Genomic DNA, 17,972 nt, shown 5'->3' with positions numbered 1-17,972 from the left:
CATCGAACGGTTGAATCCGAAGGCAGCGTACGGACGACGCGGAACGGCGCGGCCGGTCGGCAGACTTGCCGCGCCGTTCGGAGCCGCCACGGCCGGCGTCTCGTCGCGCACCGGCGTTCGCGAGGAGACGCGCTCCCTCGACGAGCTCTACGAGGCCGCGCTGGCCGAGGGCGGCACGTTCGTCCTCTACCAGGGCGGGGACGTCGACAGCCAGGCGGCCGGGGTACGGGCCGGGTTCAGCAGCCGCTTCCCTGGCATCGACCTGACGGCCGTCGTGGCGGCGCTGCGCGATCTGTGCGCCCGGGCCGGCTCCGCCGCCGGTGCGCCCCGGATCTCCTTCCGCGCCGAGCACGAGCCGCACCCCCTCCCCACGGACCGGGCCGTCGCCCTGCTGCCCCTGACCCAGGGCCTCCTCGCGAACGCCCTCGAACACGCGCGAGCCCGTCACGTCCACATCACCCTGGCCTACGGTGGCGCGGCCACGGCGGCCGTCGAGGTCCGGGACGACGGAGCGGGATTCGACCCGGCCGCCGCGAGGGCGGGATGCGCCGACCGCGGATTCGGACTGGCCGCCGCACGCGAGCGGCTGCGCGCGTTCGACGGCACCCTCGCCGTCGACAGCGCGCCCGGACGGGGCACCCGCGTCCGAGCCGTGCTGTCGGCCCAGGACCGCGTCCCCGCCGGTGCGCTGTGACCGAACCGCCCGAACCGCCGCTGCGGATCCTGATCGTGGACGACCACACCGTCGTCCGAGCGGGGGTGGCCTCCTCGAAGGCGAACCCGACTTCGACGTCGTCGGCGAGACCGGCGACGGAAACGACGCGGTGCGTCTGGTGGGCGGGCTCCGGCCCGACGTGGTGCTGATGGACCTGCGGCTGTCGGAGGTGGGCGCGGCGGGCAGCCGTGTCGACGGCATCGAGGCGACCCGGCGGATCCTGGCCGCCTGGGCCGGCGCGCGCGTGGTCGTGCTCACGAGTTACGGCAGTCAGGCCGATGTCCTGCGTGCCGTGGAGGCCGGCGCACGCGGCTATGTCCTCAAGGCGGGCCCGCCCGAGGAGCTGTTCCGTGCCGTGCGCGCCGCGGCGGCCGGCGGCATGGCCCTGGCACCGGAGGCCGCCGCGCGTTTCGTCGGGCACACGGCCGAGCCCGGGCCGGGGCTCAGCGAGCGGGAGATCGAGGTCGTACGGCTCCTGGCGCGGGGGCACAGCAACCGGGCCATCGCCGGCGCTCTGTTCCTGGCCGAGGCGACGGTCAAGACCCACCTCGTGCGGATCTACCGCAAGCTCGGCACCGAGAACCGCGCCGCCACCGTCAGCGAAGCGGTCCGGCACGGACTGATCGACGTCGACTGAGCCGGCGTGGCCGGTGCGCGACGACCGGTACGGTGTTGCGGCCCTCACGGGCTCAGCCGGTCGAAGCGGAACGGAGCGAGGGCCTCCGGGCGGCGGCCGGTGCGGATGTACTGGGCGAGTGTGTGGCCGGTGACGGGGCCCAGCGTGACGCCGAGCATGCCGTGGCCGGTGGCGGCGAAGGCGTTGCCGTATCCCGGTACGCGGTCGATGACCGGAAGCCCGTCGGAGAGGAAGGGCCGGCCGCCGACCCAGGGGTCGCGGATCAGTCCGATCAGGTCGTCCGGGTCGTCGAACCAGCGGCCCAGATAGTGCCGGCTGGCGAGGGCGACGGCGACGACGCGCCGCCAGTCGAGGCGGTTGTTGTTGCCGCTGAGCTCCATCGTGCCGCCGATCCGGGTGGTGGAGCCGATCGGTGAGGCGACCGCCCTGCGCTCGCCGAAGTACAGCGTGTGCCGCGGTGCCGGGTCCAGGTCCACCGAGAAGCTGTAGCCCTTGCCCGCCTGGAGCGGCAGCGGCTGTCCCAGCGCGCTCAGCAGGTCGGACGAGCGCATGCCGGCGGTGACGACGACGCCCGAGCAGGGAATCTCGCCCTGCGCGGTACGAAGGGCGACGACGCGCTCCCCGGAGGTGCGGAACCCGGTGGCCTCGGCGTTCTCGTGGATCTTCACTCCCGAGGCGACGAGCGCCTCGCCCAGCCCCCGGGCGAACGCCTCCGGGTCGACCACGCCCTCCCCCTCGACGAGGTACGCCGCGCGCACCTTGGAGGACAGCGCGTCGTCCAGCAGCCGGGCCCCGTCCCCGGTGACGACGTCGTCGGGGAGCGGGTAGCGGCCGTCGGCCATCTCCCGCTGCACGGCGAGGTGATGGCGGGCCTCGGTCGAGGACAGGAAGGCGTGGACCATGCCGGGACGGGTCAGGGTCGTCTCGACGCCGGCCTCGCGCAGGCCGTCGAAGAGGTCGAAGGTGGTCCGGTTCAGCTCGGCGACCGCGGTGTAGCCGCGCCGGAAGGCGGCCGGTGTGCTGCTGCGCCAGAACCGCCACAGCCACCGTACGAACGCCGGATCTGGCAGGGGCCGCAGGTAGAGGGGCGAGTCCGGCCGTCCCAGCGAGCGGAGCGCGTACCGTACGACGCCCGGGGCCGGCACCGGCGTGGAATGGCTGAGGCAGACCCAGCCCGCGTTGCCCCGGGATGCCCCGGACCCCAGGGCGCGACGCTCGACGATCTCCACCTCGAAGCCTGCCTCGGCCAGGTAGTAGGCGGTGCACAGTCCTACGACGCCGCCCCCGACGACCACTATGGGGGCGGTCATGACGCCGACCCGTAGGCGGCGAGGAACTCCCGGGTCCTGGCCTCGGCGGGATGGTCGAGGACGTCCTGCGGGGGTCCCTCCTCGACGATGCGGCCGCCGTCGACGAAGACGACGTGGTCGGCCACCTCGCGTGCGAAGGGCAGTTCGTGGGTGACGAGCAGCATCGTCATTCCGTCCGCGGCCAGTTCCCGCATGACGGCCAGGACCTCGCGGGTGGCCTCCGGGTCGAGGGAGGAGGTCGGCTCGTCGAAGAGCAGCACCTCCGGCCTGAGCGCGAGCGCCCGTGCGATGGCGACGCGCTGTTGTTCCCCGCCGGAGAGCTGGTCGGACCGGGCGAGGCCGCGGTGCGCCACGCCGACCCGGCGCAGCAGCGCGACGGCCCGTTCCAGCGCCTCCGGTTCGGGGACGCCCGCCTTGCGCTGGGCCAGGACGACGTTCTCGACCGCGGTGAGGTGCGGGAAGAGGTTGAACCGCTGGAAGACCATGCCGACGGTGCGGCGCAGCCGGGGCAGGTCCCGGCAGACCGTCCGGCCGCCGTGGTGGACCACTTCGCCGGCCACCTCGACCGTGCCGCGGTCCGGCCGTTCCAGCAGGTTGACGCAGCGCATCAGGGTCGTCTTGCCGCCGCCGCTCTGTCCGATGACGCTGACGATGCGGCCGCGGTCGACCTCCAGGTTCACCTGGTCGAGCACCAGTCGGCCGTCGAAGGACTTGCTGAGCCCCTCGATCCGTACGACCGCGTCGGTGCGGGCCGGTGGCACGGCTTCCGCCGTGGTGACGGGTTCGGTCATGCCGCCGTCTCCTTCTGCTTGAGCTCTGCTGTGCGGCCGGCGCCGAGGTCGGCGGCGAGCAGGGCGCGGGCGGCGCGCACCCGTCGGCGCCGCCACGGGGACAGGGGGACGCCCGCCCGTACCTTCCGTTCCAGCAGCAGGAGCAGCTGGGAGAGCGGGTAGCACAGGGCGAAGTAGACGGCGGAGATGACCAGGTAGACCTCCAGCGCCCGGAAGGTGGCCGACGTGATGAGCCGCCCCTCGGACATCAGCTCGGCCGCGGAGACGGTGACGAGCAGCGAGGTGGACTTGAGCAGGTCGACCAGCATGGTGTTGGTGCCGGGCAGGGCCTGCCGGACGGCCTGCGGCAGGACGACATGGGCGAAGATGCCGACCCGGCCCAGCCCCAGCGCCTCGCCGGCCTCGGTCTGTCCGGCGTGCACTCCGCTGATCGCGGAGCGGAAGATCTCGGACAGGTAGGCGGCGTAGAAGACGACGAGGCTGAGGCAGCCGGCGGTGAACACGTCCAGCCGGAGTCCGGCCGAAGCGAGGCCGAAGTAGGTCAGGAAGATGATCGCGAGGAGCGGGATGTTCTTGAAGATCTCCGTGTAGACGGCGGCGAGGACGCGGAGGGGCCGCGCCTTGCTGATCCGGAGCAGCGCGACCGCGAGGCCGAGGAGGACCGCGCCGACGAAGCTCACGACGGTGTACGAGACGGTGCGCCCGAGTGCGTCGAGCAGGTCTGACTGGTAGTCGGACCAGGGGACTTGGAAGAGACCGGACATGTCATCCCCTCACTGGCCGACGGACGGCGGTGTCCAGTCCTGCGGCCGGTCCACGCCTCTGCGCGCGGTGGCGACGTCGGCGGACGGCTTCAGGAACTGCTCGGGGTCGCCGCCGTACTTCTCGACGAGCTTGGCCATCTCGCCGTTCGCGTACATGGCGTCGATCTGTGCGGAGATCGCCTTCTCCAGCTTGGTGGCCTGCTTGGGCAGATAGAAGCCCGTCTGGTACGGCTGGAAGTACTGGTAGTCGGGCTGGGCCTTGACCTCGGCCGCGGTCGGCGGTGTCAGGTACTGCGTGCTGATCTTCAGCTCCGGACGCTCCTTCTGCGCGGCGACGATGATCAGCGGGTCGAGGAAGCCGACGTCGACGCGGCCCGCGCCGAGGTCGTCGAACACCCCGGTGGCGTCCGGGTAGGCGTGCAGCTTGGCATCGGGCACGGACTGGATGGACTTCACCCAGACGTAGCCCTCGACGGTTCCGAGGTCGAGGCCCTTGAGGTCGTCGACCGTCTTGTAGGTCTTGCCGCTGCGGACGGCCATCGCCGGGGGCGAGTAGTAGGGCGGGTCGGTGAAGAGGCCCTGTTTCTGCCGGTCGGCGGACCAGGCGACGCCGCCGATGGTGATGTCCACCCGGCGTGACTGCACTCCGGCGAGCATGCCGGCGAAGTCGGTGACCTGGGGTTTGATCTCAAGGCCCAGTTTCTTGGCCACGTAGGTGAGGATGTCGCCGTCCAGTCCGACGATCTTGTCGCCCTGGACACTGGTGTAGGGCGCGTACGGCTGGACGGCCACCTTGATCACGCCGGGCGTGAGCGTGCCCAGGGCGGCGGTCTTCGCGGACACGTTCCTCGGGGCCTCGTCGCTGTCGGAGCCGCAGGCGGCGACGGAGGAGAGCAGGAGGAGGGCGGTCACAGTGGATACGAGAGAACGCACACGAGTCATCGGCCCGGGCCTTCCGTAGGTGCGCTGAAAGGAGCCCGCCGTTCACCGCGCTGTGCCCCCGGCGGGGATGTGATGGGGCCCAAAGCTAGGGATCAACCAGCCGCGCGTCACCGTTCACTTCGTACGTAGTTGTGGCCGAAATCGATCGGTCCCCTGTACGGTGCGTCCAACCCGGCCCGCCCTCGACGGGAGGAACACCCGTGCTGAGCCCGTCCCTCGCGCAGGAGATCGCCGGGGACACCTCCGCCGTCATCGGCTTCAACGTACTGATCACCGATGCCGAGGGCATGGTCATCGGCAGCGGCGACAGCAGCCGGGTCGGCAGCTTCCACGAGGCGTCCGTCGAAGTCGTCCGCACTCAGGAACCCGCCACACACAACGCCTCGCAGGCCCAGCGACTGCAAGGGGTACGCCCCGGGGTCACACTGCCGCTGGTCACCGGCGGACGCGCGGTCGGCACCGTCGGGATCACCGGGACGCCCGCCCAGGTACGCCGCTTCGGCCTGCTGGTGAAGCGTCAGACGGAGATCCTGCTGAGGGAATCCGTGATGCTGCGCTCCCGCCTGCTCGCGGAGCGGGCCGCCGAGACGCTGCTCGCCGACATCGCCGCCTACGATCCCCAGGTCGTCGAAGGCGACTTCCTCGTCTTCCGGGCCGCCGAACTCGGCTTCGACCTACGGCTGCGACGGGTCGCCGTGGCCCTCGAAGTGACCGTTCCGGACGCGGCCGCGCGACGGCGGGGCGCCCCCACGCAGGACATGGCCCTGATCCGTTCGGAACTGCTGCGCACCGTCCGCGAGGTCTTCGCCGACCCTCAGGACATCGTGGCCGGTACGGCTCCCGGATGGATCGGCGTCCTGCACCGGCTTCCGGCCCGGGGTTCGATGGCGTCCCTGATCGCCGACTGCCGGCGGGTCGCCGATGTGATCGCCGCGCAGGACGGCCTCGCCGCCCGGGTGGGGATCGGTGAGCCGGCCACCTCCGTCGGCGGTCTGCACGACTCCTACCAGGACGCGTGCGACGCCCTCCGCCTCGGCGCCCGGCCGGCGAACAGCTCCCCCGTCCATCTCATATCCGACCTGCGGGTCCACCAGGTTCTCGCGGCGGTGGGCCAGTCCGCCCGCAACCGTCTGCTCGACCTCACGGCCGCGGACCTGCGCGCCCAGCCAGACTGGCCGGTGCTCCGCGACACGGTCACCGCGTGGTGCGAGAGCGGGTTCAACCTCGTACGGGCGTCCGCGGCGCTGCACATCCACCGCAACACCGTCGTCTACCGGATGAACAAGATCGAGCAGATCACCGGTCGCCCGCTGCGCGACCACCGGGCGACCATGGCCCTGTACCTCGCCTGCCTGGCGGACCGAATGGGCGGCGGTTGACGGCCACGTTCGCCTCGCCCGTGCGGTTGCCTCGCCGAAGGGCGGGCCGGTGGCCGGCCCGCCCCTCTTCCTCGGTACGCCCGAACGCCCCTGTCAGGCGGTGGCTTCGCCGGCTGAGGGTGGCAACCAGGGCCAAAGCCCGGTCCCTGCCCTGCGTTCAGCCCCCGCTCTCCGGATCGCAGCACCCGTCGCGTCGCATACGCCGGCTGACCTCCAGCCAGTCTTCGGCCGAAGCCGCCTGCTGCGGTTCGTAACTCCGCGTGGTGGCGGCCCCGAAGGCGTCGACCAGGTCCGCCTGTTCGATGAGGACACCGCCTCGGAGGACCGCCACCGTGCGGATCAGGGTGGCGAAGTCGGTGAAGGGGTCGCCGTCGACGACCGTGAGGTCGGCGAGTTTGCCCTCCTCCAGAGTGCCCAGGTCGGCGTCGGCGCCGAAGACGCGCGCGGGCAGCACGGTGGCGGTGCGCAGCGCCTCGGCCGGTGACAGGCCGGCGCGGTGCAGTGCCCGTAGGGCCAGGTGCAGGTGCAGCCCGACCGGGACGAGCGGCTGGTCCGTGCCGAGCGCGATCAGTCCGCCGCCCGCGAGAATCCGCCGGTAGACGTCCATCTCCCTGCCCAGGGTGGCCAGTTGGGTGGCGGTGGGCGGCTGCCCGGCCTGCTGGCGGACGAGCGCGGTGTCCCACGGCGGCATGAGCGTGGTGACACGCGGGTCGTCCGCGAGCGCGGGGTCGGCCCCGAGCAGGGGCTGTGCCGTGAACGGGGTGGCGACGAGGTGGAAGCCGGCGCGGGTGTAGATCTCCTCGACGTCCTGGTAGGCACGTCCCGTGGCAGAGGTCGCGTGCCCGAACTCCAGTCGCTGGGTGGCCTGCAGATGGGTCGTCAGATCCTGTCCCAGCTGGACGCCCGGAGTGCACAGGTGGCTGCCGCTGCGCACGCCGAGCCGGTCGTGCGCGAAGTCGGCGGCCTCCTTCATCACCCAGCCGGGAGCCCGTACGTACGTCTTCACGAAGTCCCAGTCCAGCGCGGCCGCCCGCGCCAGCGAGCGACGCAGACCCTCGTGGGTGCGGTGGGCGCGGCCCATGCTGTAGGCGACGCGCGCCCCGTCGAGGAGTTCGCCGGTGGACAGGAGCCGGGGTCCGACGAGGGCACCGGCGGCGACCGCCTCGCGGACGCGGGCTTGCTCGTAGGCGAATCCGCCCAGCGAGACGGCCGTCGTGATGCCGTACGCGACTTGGAGCGCCGTCTGGCGGCCGCCGTAGGTGCTCTGCCAGGGGTGGGTGTGTGCGTCCCACAGGCCCGGGATCACGGTGCGGTCGCTCGCGTCGACCTGGTGTGCGGCCGGGCGGCCGGTACGGTGCGGGGCGACTTCCGCGATACGGCCGTCGCGGATCACGACATCGATGTCCTCGCGGACGTCCGGCCCGGTGCCGTCCCAGAAGCGGCCCGCGTGCACGACGGTGTCGGCCGGCCGCGGTCTGCGGTAGTCCAGCGGGACGCGGACGGTACGGGCCTTGCCGCTGCCGATGTCGATCAGGCGCAGGGTGCCCGCGGACAGATGGAGCAGGGTGCGGGCGTCGGCGGACCAGGACGGGTGGTCGGCGGGTTCGGTGGTGAGGAGGCGGGGTTCGCCGTCGGGGGTGCCGTCGGCGCGGACCGGCAGCAGCCACAACGCCGACTCGGCGACGACGGCCATCCAGCGGCCGTCCGGGGACCAGACGGGGCCGGAGTCGTAGCGGTCGGAGAGCGAGGTGTGCGGGGCCAGCGCGTGCAGGACGGCCGTTCCGGTGGTGGTGTCGACGACCCGGATGAGGTTGTAGCCCTCGCGGAAGCGCTGGCCCAGGCGGTTGCGGTCGCACAGCGCCACATAGCGGCCGTCGGGCGACCAGCTGGGGCGGCCGGGCAGCCCTCCCCCGCCGAGTGGCGCGGCGAGGTTGCGTTCGCTGCCGTCGGACAGATCGCGCACCACCAGGTTGCCGGACAAGTCCAGGCAGGCCAGCCGGGTCCCGTCGGGCGAGAGGGCGGGGAAGACGCGGCCGCCCTCGGCGAGCACGGTCTCCTCGCCGGAGGTGAGGTCGCGGCGCCGTACGGCGAACAGGCCGTCGCGGTCGTCGGTGTACACCAGCGCCGTGCCGTCGGGCGTCCATGTCGGCGCCGACACATAGCGGGTCGAGGGCACGTGAAGGACCTTGCGGGGCGCGCGGCCGCCGGTGGTGTCGGCGGTCCACAGCGCGTTGAGCGCGGCGAAGGCGACGCGGCGGCCGTCCGGTGACAGGGCGGGCAGGTGCAGCGCGCGGACGGGACGGATGCCGGCGCCTTCGAAGTCGTACGCCTTCTCGCGGTAGTTGGGCCGGTCCACGGGCAGCGTGGCCATGAACGGGATCTCCTCGCCGTCGCCCGGCGCGTCCGGGTCGACCAGGCGGAAGTGTCCGTCGACCGTGAGGAGCAGCCGCTCGCCGTCCGTCCAGCGGGGCGGCGCCGGGAGGACGTCGCCCTCGACGGCGACCGGAGAGCCGTCCACGACGAGCGTGCAGGAGGCCGCGGGCGCGGCCGTGGTGCGCAGGTAGGCCAGGCAGCCGGCAGGCGAGACGGCGGGGGTCATGACCTGGGCGCCGGAGTCGTCGGCGTGCTCGGTGGTGACCGGACCCGAGCCGTCGGCGGGCACCGACGCGACGGTGGCCGCTCGGAGGGCGCCCGCCGGGGTGACGACAGCGCGCACGAAGAGCACGCGTTCACCGTCCGGCGACCACGTGGGGTCGAAGTCCTCCCAGGCGGTGTCCTGCCCGGGGCCCTGCTGGCCGGGGCGCCCGGTGAGCCGGGTCAGCGTGCCGGTGCGCAGGTCCAGGACCCAGATCCGGTACGGGGCGCCGGTCACGGTGTCGCCGCCGCGCTCGGAGGCGAACGCGATCCGGGTGCCGTCCGGTGACCAGGCCGGGCCCCGGTCGTCCCACGGCCCGTCGGTGAGCTGCCGCGTCCCGGAGCCGTCGGGCCGCAGCGTCCAGAGGTGGAAGCCTCCGCCGCGATAGGCGCACACGACGAGACGGCTGCCGTCGGGCGAGAACTGCGGGCGGGTGGGTTCGAGGCCGGGCGGGGTCAGCGCGACGGCGGTGCCCCCGTCCCGCGGAACGGACCAGAGCACGTTCTGGACCTCGGCGACCAGCCGGTCACCGGACGGGGCGAGGGTCGCGGAACCGCCCGTGGCGGCGGTGAAGGAGAGGGTGGTGGCACCGGAGGCGGCGGCCGCGACCGGCGGGCCGACGGTGACGAGCGCCGTGGCCGCGGCGGTGGTCCGGAGGAATCTGCGGCGGGAGAGAGGACCGAAACGGGAGGGCTCTGAGGTGACGGAGGCGTCGTCGATGTCCAAGGAAGCTCCCAGTACACGGAGTTGGTGTGCCGGACAGAAGAGACCACTGGTGGAAACGTACGGGGCGGGGCCCGCTCGCGGACCCCGCCCCGGCACTTGTCCGCCGGACTTCACCCTTCAGCGCTTGCCGTACGTCGCGGTGACCTCGACCTCCACCAGCCAGCCCTTGACGGCCAGTGAGGCGACCTCCATCGTGGCCCGCGCCGGACGGGCCTTGTTGGCGAGCAGCGGCGCCTTGGGGGCGGACGTACCCATGGGCACCGGCACGACCTGATGTGTCGTCAGGTCGATGTTGGCGAAGAACTGCCGGTACGCACGGTTCCAGCCCGCGTAGTCGGCCGTTTCGGCGCCGGGCGGCTTCATCAGGTAGCACTTCATCGTGATGACGGCGGCCGGGCTGAGGCCCGCGGCCTCCAGGTTGGTCTTGATGTTGCGCAGCACGACGAGCGCCTGCGCCTCGGTGATCGTGACGCCTGCGGCGCCCTCGGTGAGGGCCGGGTCGGTGTAGCGCTCCGGAGTCCCGTCCGGCGCCGAGGGGTTGAGCGCGGAGGGCCCGAGACCGCTGCTCTGGTACCCGGCCACCTCCCCGCCGGTCGCCACGCCGTTCGCGATGGCCGGGTTGGACTGCCCGGAGGGCAGCATGACCCGCACTTCCCTCGGGCCGGGCCACCAGCCCCGGGCGTCGGCGAGCGCGGTGCCGCCCGTGAGGAGCGAGGCGGTCAGGACCGTACCGATGACAACCTTCGTGCGCCGGCTCATGCGGCCATCACCCTCTCGTGGATGTCGGTCACGACCTTGCGGGCCGAGGTGAACGCGCCGTGCTGCCAGGCGATGACGTGGCTGAGCCAGTCCCCGGCGAAGTACACGTGTCCGGCGGGCTGGTTGAGGAGCTTGTACTCCGGGCCGTCCTGCGAGGGCCAGCCCACCCAGCCGGCCTCGATGTGCGGGGTGCGGTGCCAGGCCACGCTGAAGGCGTGCTCCAGTTCGCTGCGGTACTTCTCGCCGTGGATCTTCACGCCGCGGCTCACCGCCCGCGCGACCCGTTCCTCGTGCGGCAGGGCGCTGTACGCGAGAGCGTTCGCGCCGAAGTTGTAGTAGCCGATGAGGGTGCCGCGGCGGCCGAAGTGGCCGTAGGACGGGTACCAGATGGTGGCCAGGTCCGTGTCGGTGGGCGTGATCCCGCCGTAGATGTGCTCGTCGGTCTCCCACCAGCGGCTGCCGTACTCAAGGCCCACCTTGCCGACGGGTGTCGCGGCCGGGTACTTCAGCGCGGCGGTGACGTTCGTGCCGAGGTTGTGCTTGATGCGGGCCATGACCATGGGCGGCACGGCGGCGACGACGAAGTCGGCGTACCGGGTGCGGGTACGGCCCCGGTCGTCCTTGTAGGTGACCTCGGCGCCGTCCGGGAGGTTCTTGACCTCCAGCGCCTCGGCGCCGTACGTGATCCGGTCCCGCCCGATGGCCTCGGCGAGGGCGTACGGGATGGCGTCCATGCCGCCCACCGGCTGGAACATGAGCATGGCCTGGTCGTAGCCGAACTCGAAGGAGAAGCGCTGCCCGACGCCGCTCGCGATGACGTCCGACATCGAGGGCACCGGCCCCAGCACCGTGCCCTCCTCGAAGGCGGCACCGGGCTCGACGGAGTAGCCCCGCCGGTCGCTGCCGGTGTACGCGTAGCCGTCCGCCTTGCCCTTGATGGCGCCGAAGTTCTGCAGGAAGGCGATCAGCCGTTCCTTGTCGGCGGCGGTGAGCTGCGCGTCCAGGGCACCCTGGTCGGTGGCCTTGGCGAGCAACTCGGAGACATAGCCGTAGACGTCGGCCTTCGCGGTGCGCCAGCGCATCGGCTGTCCCGCGAGCGCGGCGCTGTTCTCGTGGTAGATGTACGCGTTGGCGTTCTGGTTGGTGAACACCTCGACGGGGACGCCGAGTTCCCTGCAGTACTCGAGCGTGACGTGCGACTGGGGCAGCCGGGCGGGCCCGGCGTTCATGTACTGGCCCTTGGAGAACGACGCGGTCTGTTTGCGCCCGTCCAGATCGGTCAGCGAAGTACCCCCGCGTACCGTCCAGTTGCGACCACCGGGCCGGTCCTTGGCCTCCAGGATCCGGCAGTCGTAGCCGGCCTTGCCTAGTTCGTAGGCGGTGGCCAGGCCGGCGATGCCGCCGCCGAGTATCAGGACCTTCTTCGCGCTCCGCCCGCTGAGCGCGAAGTCGCTCCTGCCCGGCGCCCGGTAGTCCGCGGCCTGTACATCCGGCACCGGCGCGAGGCCCAGTGCGCCCATCGCCGAGTAGAGCACTCCCGCGCCGCCCGCGACCCCGACGGAACGCAGGAAGTCACGCCGAGATGCCGTGGATCTCTCTGCAGCAGCCATCCACTCCTCCTCACCCGCGCCCGCGTGCCCGGACGCGACGTCCGATCAACCCGGTCACGTGGGGGGTGGGCAACTGATGAGACCGGAGGTGCCAGATGAGCCTCCGTCAGGAGTGCTACACGGCAATACCGATGACGTATCCGTGACATGAGCATGCAAGCGGGGCGGTACGTCTGCCTCATCCGGCCCCGGCGGGTACGCGCTGGGGGGCCGCGCCTCGGGCGACCACGGCGAGTACCGCGACGGACGCGACGACGGCCACCGCTTCTCTCGCCTATAGCGAGCTGTTGCTTCCGATGTCGGTCAGTCGCGGTTCACCTGCTGTGGACGCTCACGCAATCCCCCGCCAGAAGTTCACGATCTTCCCCAGGGGGATCCCGGAGGCCACGTCGTGGGCACCGTCATTTTCGAGGTGAAACGTCGGCGCCCGGCTCCTGAGTCCTGCTTCGGCTGAACGCGCTGATAGAACCCCGTCATGACATACCGATTCACTGCTCGTGTCGCCACAACAGAGATCGACCCTGACGGCTACTTCACTGAAGCTGCTCTCGCCGAGGGGGAGGACGGAAGCGGATTCGTCTTGATGTTCATGGCGGGCGAGGATGACCCAGATGATCAGGAGGTCGCCTTGGGCATGGACACACACTGCCTGGTCACAGCCGGACAGGGGACCGCGTATGGCTGTGTACGCGAAGCCGTTCTGACGGGCAACGTCCTCAGCGTCTCGCTCGACCCTGAAGCGCTGGATGACCTGCGGTTGAGCGACAGCGAGATCGAGGCCGTGATGGAAGCCCCGGCCGAGGACGTCGTCCTGTTCCGCGAAGTCCTCGCCCAGGTGCTCGCCTACGGACGTGCGGACGCTATGCCAATTCGTGTAGCCGTCTGAGCCGGTCACCGGACCGGGGCCGGGGGGGGGGAATTACGTGCAGCCGAAGGCCCGATCCGTGGGGGATTGCGTGACCCGTTCCCGCGTCGCACAGTAGTTCTGCCCGGTCAGGCATAGCAGCAGCACGTCGGCCGCGCCGACGTCGGAGTAGGTCAGGTGCAGGTCCGCCATCAGTCGGCCCGCCCCGAACGGGCGGATGCGGTGGTCTGGCCATCGTCCGCGACGTCGCCGAGACGCACGGCGGCACCGTGTTCGCGGCTGCCCGAACCGGCGGCGGGACTCCGGTCGGCTTCACCCTGGACGCATCGCGCCTCCTGCCCGGCGCCAACGCCGACCCGGCCTCTCGCTCGACGGCCCGCACCGGCCGGCCTGCCGGCTGACCGACGACCACTCGGTATCAGACCCGTGGCGTCAATTCCCCCGTCCGGAAGCCGACCGCCCGCGGCTGAGACCCTACGGAACCAGGTCGACGGCGGGTGCCCGCGCCGGTTGTTCACCAGAAGGGCCCGGCGACCGGGCACTAGAGTGAGCGGTCCCTGTCAGAAGAGTCCGGATCGGAACCGTCCCGGCCACGAGTGGGTGAAGGAGACACGGTGACTCTGCGCGAGGACGATCCACGGTCCGTCGGCGGTTACCGGATCGAATCGCGGATCGGGACCGGCGGCATGGGCGTCGTCTACCTCGGCAGATCGGCGTCGGGGCGGGCCGTCGCCGTCAAGGTCGTGCACACCAGGTATGCCGACAACGCCGAGTTCCGGGCCAGGTTCCGACAGGAGATCGCCGCCGCGCGCCGGGTCAGCGGTGCCTTCACCGCACCGGTCGTGGACGCCGACCCGGACGCGGAACGGCCGTGGATGGCCACCGCGTTCGTCCCGGGCCGCACGCTCGCCGAGCGGGTCGACGAGGCGGGTCCGCTGGCCTGGCACGCGCTGCGCCGTCTCGGCACCGAACTCGCCGAGGCGCTGCGGGAGATCCACCGGGCCGAGGTCGTGCACCGGGACCTCAAGCCGAGCAATGTGCTCCTGGTGGAGGGCGAGGGCGACGACGGGGCGGTGCGCGTCATCGACTTCGGCATCTCGCGCGCGGCCAGCAGTGACGTCCGTACCCAGACGGGCATGGTGATGGGCTCGCCGCCGTTCATGGCACCGGAGCAGTTCAGTCGCCCCCGTGAGGTCGGCCCCGCCGTGGATGTCTTCTCGCTGGGCGCGGTCCTGGTGTACGCGGCCACCGGGCACAGCCCCTTCGAGGCGGAGAACGCCTATCTCGCCGCGTACAACACCGTGCACAGCGAGGCGGAGCTGGGTGAACTGCCCGAGCCGTTGCGTCCGTTGGTGTCGGCCTGTCTGGCGAAGGAGCCGGAGAACCGGCCGACGTCGAGCGAGGTGCTGGACGCGCTGGCCGGGCTGCCGGAGGAGCTGCCCGACGAGGAGGGCCGTACGGAGTCGTCCCGGATCCCGGTGACCACGCTGTCGGGACACGCGACCTTGCCGTCCCCGGGCGACGGGCCGACCGGACAGAAGCCCCGTAGGAAAAAGCTGTGGAACGGCCTCGTCGGCGCGGCCCTCCTCAGCGTGGTCGTGGCGGCTTCGGTCGCCGTGGTGGCCGACGACCCGGCGAGCACGGTCGACGAGGCCGGCCAGGCCGGCCCGCAGGCGACGGGCCAGCAGGCGACGCCCAATGGTTCGGCACCGCCCGGCTGGAAGCCGTGGCGCAACACGCTGGCGCCGGACGAGGACGAGCCGATGGCCCTCGGCCCGGCGTGCACACCTGACCCGCTCGGCGTCTTCTGCTCCTCCTCACAGGTCGCCCTGACACGGCTGAGCCCCGCGACCGGCCGGGTGGACTGGACGAAGCCCATGAGCCAGAAGGAGGTCAGCAGTTTCTCGCTGCGCGAGCCCGTCGTCCATGACGGTGTGGTGTTCGTCGGCAGCGCGGACCGCTCCGAGGGAGTGGACGCCTTCGACGGCAGGACCGGACAGCGGCTGTGGCATCTGGACGGTCCGGTGGGCGGGTTCGAGTCACTGAGCGGGGTGCTGGTCGTACGACTGGACGAGCTCGGGCCTTCCGACACCGCGCGCTATGCGGCGTACGAGCCGGGCACGGGTGAGGAACTGTGGCGCCGCGAGCTGACGTCCACCTCGTCGAGCCCCTTCTACGCGGGCCCCAAGGACACCCTCTACGCCGATCTGCGCGGCGGCTCCGGCGGAATCGCCCGCCTCGACGCACGCACCGGAAGGACGCTGGGCAGTGTCGAGGCGCCGAAGGGCGATCTGTGGCTGGCCACGGTCCACGACGACACGGCGTACTACGCGCGGTGGGAGGACGGCACCGGGGTCTCCGCCGCCTTCTTCGTCCAGGACCTCGGCAGTGGGAAGACCCGCCGAGTCGACTTCCCCTGGAGCGTCGAGCCGGAAGCACCGCCGCTGGTGCACGGCGACACCATGTACCTCTTCGACTACGGCAACGAGACCCTGCTCGCCCTCGATCTCAAACGCGGGAAGCCGCTGTGGACCAGCTCGCGCGAGCTGCGCGTCTTCAGCGAACCGGCCTATCACCAGGGCCGGTTGTACGTCATGATGCCGGACACCAGCATCCTGGCCCTCGATCCGCGCACCGGCAAGGAGATCGGGCGCACCGCCCCGTCCTTCGACACGGAGGGCAGCTCCTTCGAGGAACTGACCCCGAGTGCGGTGCCGCCGCTGCTGGCGGGGGGCGTGCTGTACGGGGTCACCGGGCCGGGGATCTTCTCGGTGGCCGACGTGTCCTGATCGGCGAGTGCGGCGAAGTCGGCGAAGTCGGCGGGCGGATCGGGTGCCCCGCCGGACGCGGCCCAGTCCGGCGGGGTCCGATGGTCGTGGGCATCCGCCGGCTCAGCGGAAGTTCACGTCGCTGCACAGGAAGTACGTCTGGTCCATGTGCGATGCCTGCCAGATGGTGTAGACGACGTGGCGGCCGCTGAGCCCCGACGTGCTCACGTCGATCGAGTAGTTCTGGCTGGGGCCGTAGCTGCCGGTCCTGGTGACCAGTTGGAGGTCGTCCCAGGTCAGTGGTTCGGTGGTGGGGTCGAAGCCCTGGCGTGTGACGTAGACCAGGAAGTAGTCCGCGCCGTGGCTGGCCTGGTCGTACAGCTGCAGGGTGAAGTCGCCGGTGACGTCCGTCGTCTTCCAGGGACCCACGGCGTCCAGGGAGTTGTAACGGCCTCCCTCGGTCCGGCCGCCGCTGCACAGTTGCCCGTCGGGGACGACCGCTTCGAAGTCACCGGCGGAGCCGTTGCGGTAGAGGCCGTTCCAGTTCCACATGGCGTTGGGGTTGTCCTGCCACGCCTGCCAGCACATGGGGTCTTCCTGTGCCATGGCCGGGTTCTGGAAGTCGGAGCCCCAGCGGAGCCAGCAGCCGTAGTTGCGGGATGCCGGGTCGACGACCGAACCGTGGGCGGCGGCGGTGCCGCTCCACGGGATCAGGCAGATCAGCAGCGCGGTGAGCACGCTGAGGCCGAACGTGAGACGAGATCGGGTTCGTTTGTCGCGATCATGCCAAGTCATGGTTTTCTGGTTCCTGCCTTTCCCGAGTGGGGTCGGTTCAGGTGTGAACGGGGGCCGTGGGAGCGCTCCCGCACTGTCCAACTTGGGCCTCAGGAAACAGGGCTGCAACATTCGTTTGCGCCACTTTCGAGACTCGTCGGCATGTCAAGACCGTGTTCCTGGTGACGTAAAACGTTCCAGGCGCCGTCGGGGTAGACTTGCCGTCGCCCATGAGGACCACGTCGTGCCTGGTCGCGCGACTGCAACAGCAGGGGGGTGGACACCATTTCGGTTCGCCCCGCCCGCATTCAGGACGTCGCGGCCGCCGCCGGGGTCTCGGTCTCCACGGTGTCGAATGTCCTGAACCGGCCCGAGCGCGTCAACGCCCTCACCGCCGAGCGGGTCCGCGACGCGGTCGCCGCACTCGACTACGTCCCCCATCCGGGAGCCGCCGGTCTGCGGACCGGGCACTCGTCCTCGATCGGCCTGGTGCTGCCCGACGTGGCCAACTCCTTCTACTCGCGCATCGCACGGGGCGCCGCGGACGCGGCGTACGACCACGGTTACTCCCTCGTTCTCTGTGACAGCGGGGACGCGCCGGAGCGGGAGCAGGGCTACTTCACCATGCTCGTCGAGCAACGGGCCGTCGGCGCCGTGGTGGTTCCGCTCAGCGCTGACCCCACCCGGCTCACGCGGCTGCGCGAGCGCGGCATCCCGCTGGTGCTGGCGGACCGTGCGATGCCGGCCCAGGACGGCTGTTCCGTCTCCGTCGACGACATCGCCGGCGGCCGTATCGCCGTGCAGCACCTCCTGGACTGCGGAGCGCGCGACCTCCTCGTCGTCAACGGTGAGCGCGGGATCCGGCAGTGCGCCGACCGGTACCAGGGCGCCCGGCAGGCCGTGCGCAGCCGGCGTGCGGCACGGCTGGGCCAGGTCGTCGCCGGGGAGATGACGGTGGCGTACGGCATGGAGATCGCCCGCGGGCTCGACGACCTGCCCGACGGGGTCTTCTGCACCAACGACTTCCTCGCCGCGGGGCTGTGCCGCGGCCTGGGCGAGCGGGGCGTGAAGGTTCCCGAGGACGTGCAGGTGGTCGGTTACGGCGACCTCGACATCGCGAGCTTCGTGGGAACGACCCTGACGACGATCAGGCAGCCGGTCGAGGAGCTCGGCAGGGCGGCCGTCGAGATGCTGCTCGACGAGGTGGAGGCCCGCGCGGAACACGCCCATGAGACACGGGTGTTCGCGCCCGACCTCGTACTGCGGGAATCCACCCGGGCGCCTTCCGCTCCCTGAA

At 71.4% G+C, this 17,972-nt stretch carries 13 protein-coding genes and 1 pseudogene; 6 read left to right on the top strand and 8 right to left on the bottom strand.

Features of this window, described 5'->3' with window-relative positions; translation table 11 throughout:
- The first annotated feature begins 10 nt into the window (after positions 1–10).
- A complete protein-coding gene (locus tag AC5P09_RS17210; protein ID WP_493874754.1) occupies positions 11–694 on the top strand; it encodes a sensor histidine kinase in 684 nt (227 codons plus the stop codon).
- Positions 691–1,352 (top strand): annotated as a pseudogene (locus AC5P09_RS17205) (response regulator transcription factor). Before AC5P09_RS17210 ends, AC5P09_RS17205 begins: the two are co-directional and overlap by 4 nt.
- 44 nt (positions 1,353–1,396) lie before the next feature.
- Here the strand turns inward: AC5P09_RS17205 and AC5P09_RS17200 are convergent.
- Genes AC5P09_RS17200 through AC5P09_RS17185 form a run of 4 tightly spaced genes read right to left on the bottom strand, consistent with a single transcriptional unit; the run spans position 1,397 to position 5,129 of the window.
- Entirely contained in the window at positions 1,397–2,662 is a 1,266-nt protein-coding gene (locus tag AC5P09_RS17200; protein ID WP_493874753.1) for an NAD(P)/FAD-dependent oxidoreductase, read from the bottom strand.
- Complete coding sequence (locus tag AC5P09_RS17195) at positions 2,659–3,453, bottom strand: amino acid ABC transporter ATP-binding protein (protein ID WP_493874752.1); 795 nt, start codon at positions 3,451–3,453, stop codon at positions 2,659–2,661. The genes AC5P09_RS17200 and AC5P09_RS17195 overlap by 4 nt, the downstream gene beginning before the upstream one ends.
- Positions 3,450–4,217, bottom strand: a complete 768-nt coding sequence (locus AC5P09_RS17190) for an amino acid ABC transporter permease (protein WP_493874751.1) — start codon at positions 4,215–4,217, stop codon at positions 3,450–3,452. The genes AC5P09_RS17195 and AC5P09_RS17190 overlap by 4 nt, the downstream gene beginning before the upstream one ends.
- Before the next feature lie 9 nt (positions 4,218–4,226).
- Complete coding sequence (locus AC5P09_RS17185) at positions 4,227–5,129, bottom strand: substrate-binding periplasmic protein (RefSeq protein ID WP_493874750.1); 903 nt, start codon at positions 5,127–5,129, stop codon at positions 4,227–4,229.
- 230 nt (positions 5,130–5,359) lie between these two features.
- Here AC5P09_RS17185 and AC5P09_RS17180 point away from each other — a divergent pair, with 230 nt between their 5' ends.
- Entirely contained in the window at positions 5,360–6,538 is a 1,179-nt protein-coding gene (locus AC5P09_RS17180) for a CdaR family transcriptional regulator (protein ID WP_493874749.1), read from the top strand.
- Between the two features lie 157 nt (positions 6,539–6,695).
- On the opposite strand, the gene AC5P09_RS17175 is transcribed toward AC5P09_RS17180, so the two are convergent.
- The 3 genes from AC5P09_RS17175 to AC5P09_RS17165 form a co-directional block, all read right to left on the bottom strand.
- Positions 6,696–9,899 carry an amidohydrolase family protein gene (locus AC5P09_RS17175; protein ID WP_493874748.1) on the bottom strand — a complete coding sequence of 1,068 codons (3,204 nt, stop codon included), beginning with the start codon at positions 9,897–9,899 and terminating at the stop codon, positions 6,696–6,698.
- A 117-nt stretch (positions 9,900–10,016) separates the two neighbouring features.
- Positions 10,017–10,658 carry a Rid family hydrolase gene (locus AC5P09_RS17170; RefSeq protein WP_493874747.1) on the bottom strand — a complete coding sequence of 214 codons (642 nt, stop codon included), beginning with the start codon at positions 10,656–10,658 and terminating at the stop codon, positions 10,017–10,019.
- Positions 10,655–12,268, bottom strand: coding sequence for a flavin monoamine oxidase family protein (locus tag AC5P09_RS17165; RefSeq protein WP_493874746.1), 1,614 nt, complete (start codon positions 12,266–12,268; stop codon positions 10,655–10,657). Before AC5P09_RS17165 ends, AC5P09_RS17170 begins: the two co-directional genes overlap by 4 nt.
- A gap of 475 nt (positions 12,269–12,743) precedes the next feature.
- On the opposite strand from AC5P09_RS17165, the gene AC5P09_RS17160 reads away from it, so the two are divergent.
- Both AC5P09_RS17160 and AC5P09_RS17155 read left to right on the top strand, forming a co-directional pair.
- Positions 12,744–13,154: an Imm10 family immunity protein gene (locus AC5P09_RS17160; RefSeq protein ID WP_493874745.1), complete on the top strand. Its 411-nt coding sequence runs from the start codon at positions 12,744–12,746 to the stop codon at positions 13,152–13,154.
- A 593-nt stretch (positions 13,155–13,747) separates the two neighbouring features.
- Complete coding sequence (locus AC5P09_RS17155; RefSeq protein ID WP_493874744.1) at positions 13,748–15,922, top strand: serine/threonine-protein kinase; 2,175 nt, start codon at positions 13,748–13,750, stop codon at positions 15,920–15,922.
- Between the two features lie 102 nt (positions 15,923–16,024).
- Here the strand turns inward: AC5P09_RS17155 and AC5P09_RS17150 are convergent, their stop codons facing one another.
- Positions 16,025–16,696, bottom strand: a complete 672-nt coding sequence (locus tag AC5P09_RS17150; RefSeq protein ID WP_493874743.1) for a lytic polysaccharide monooxygenase auxiliary activity family 9 protein — start codon at positions 16,694–16,696, stop codon at positions 16,025–16,027.
- A 255-nt stretch (positions 16,697–16,951) separates the two neighbouring features.
- Between AC5P09_RS17150 and AC5P09_RS17145 the strand changes: the two genes are divergently transcribed.
- Positions 16,952–17,971: a LacI family DNA-binding transcriptional regulator gene (locus AC5P09_RS17145; protein ID WP_493874742.1), complete on the top strand. Its 1,020-nt coding sequence runs from the start codon at positions 16,952–16,954 to the stop codon at positions 17,969–17,971.
- Position 17,972: the final 1 nt, after the last annotated feature.

The sequence above is a fragment of the Streptomyces sp. a15 genome (assembly GCF_059026085.1).
Note: the sequence above shows the minus strand (reverse complement) of the source record. Positions and strands in the feature narration are given on the sequence as shown.

Coding starts and splice junctions, on each gene's coding strand:
- AC5P09_RS17200 (WP_493874753.1), bottom strand. CDS start 2,662: ATGACCGCCCCCATAGTGGTCGTCGGGGGCGGCGTCGTAGGACTGTGC.
- AC5P09_RS17195 (WP_493874752.1), bottom strand. CDS start 3,453: ATGACCGAACCCGTCACCACGGCGGAAGCCGTGCCACCGGCCCGCACC.
- AC5P09_RS17190 (WP_493874751.1), bottom strand. CDS start 4,217: ATGTCCGGTCTCTTCCAAGTCCCCTGGTCCGACTACCAGTCAGACCTG.
- AC5P09_RS17170 (WP_493874747.1), bottom strand. CDS start 10,658: ATGAGCCGGCGCACGAAGGTTGTCATCGGTACGGTCCTGACCGCCTCG.
- AC5P09_RS17165 (WP_493874746.1), bottom strand. CDS start 12,268: ATGGCTGCTGCAGAGAGATCCACGGCATCTCGGCGTGACTTCCTGCGT.
- AC5P09_RS17160 (WP_493874745.1), top strand. CDS start 12,744: ATGACATACCGATTCACTGCTCGTGTCGCCACAACAGAGATCGACCCT.
- AC5P09_RS17150 (WP_493874743.1), bottom strand. CDS start 16,696: ATGACTTGGCATGATCGCGACAAACGAACCCGATCTCGTCTCACGTTC.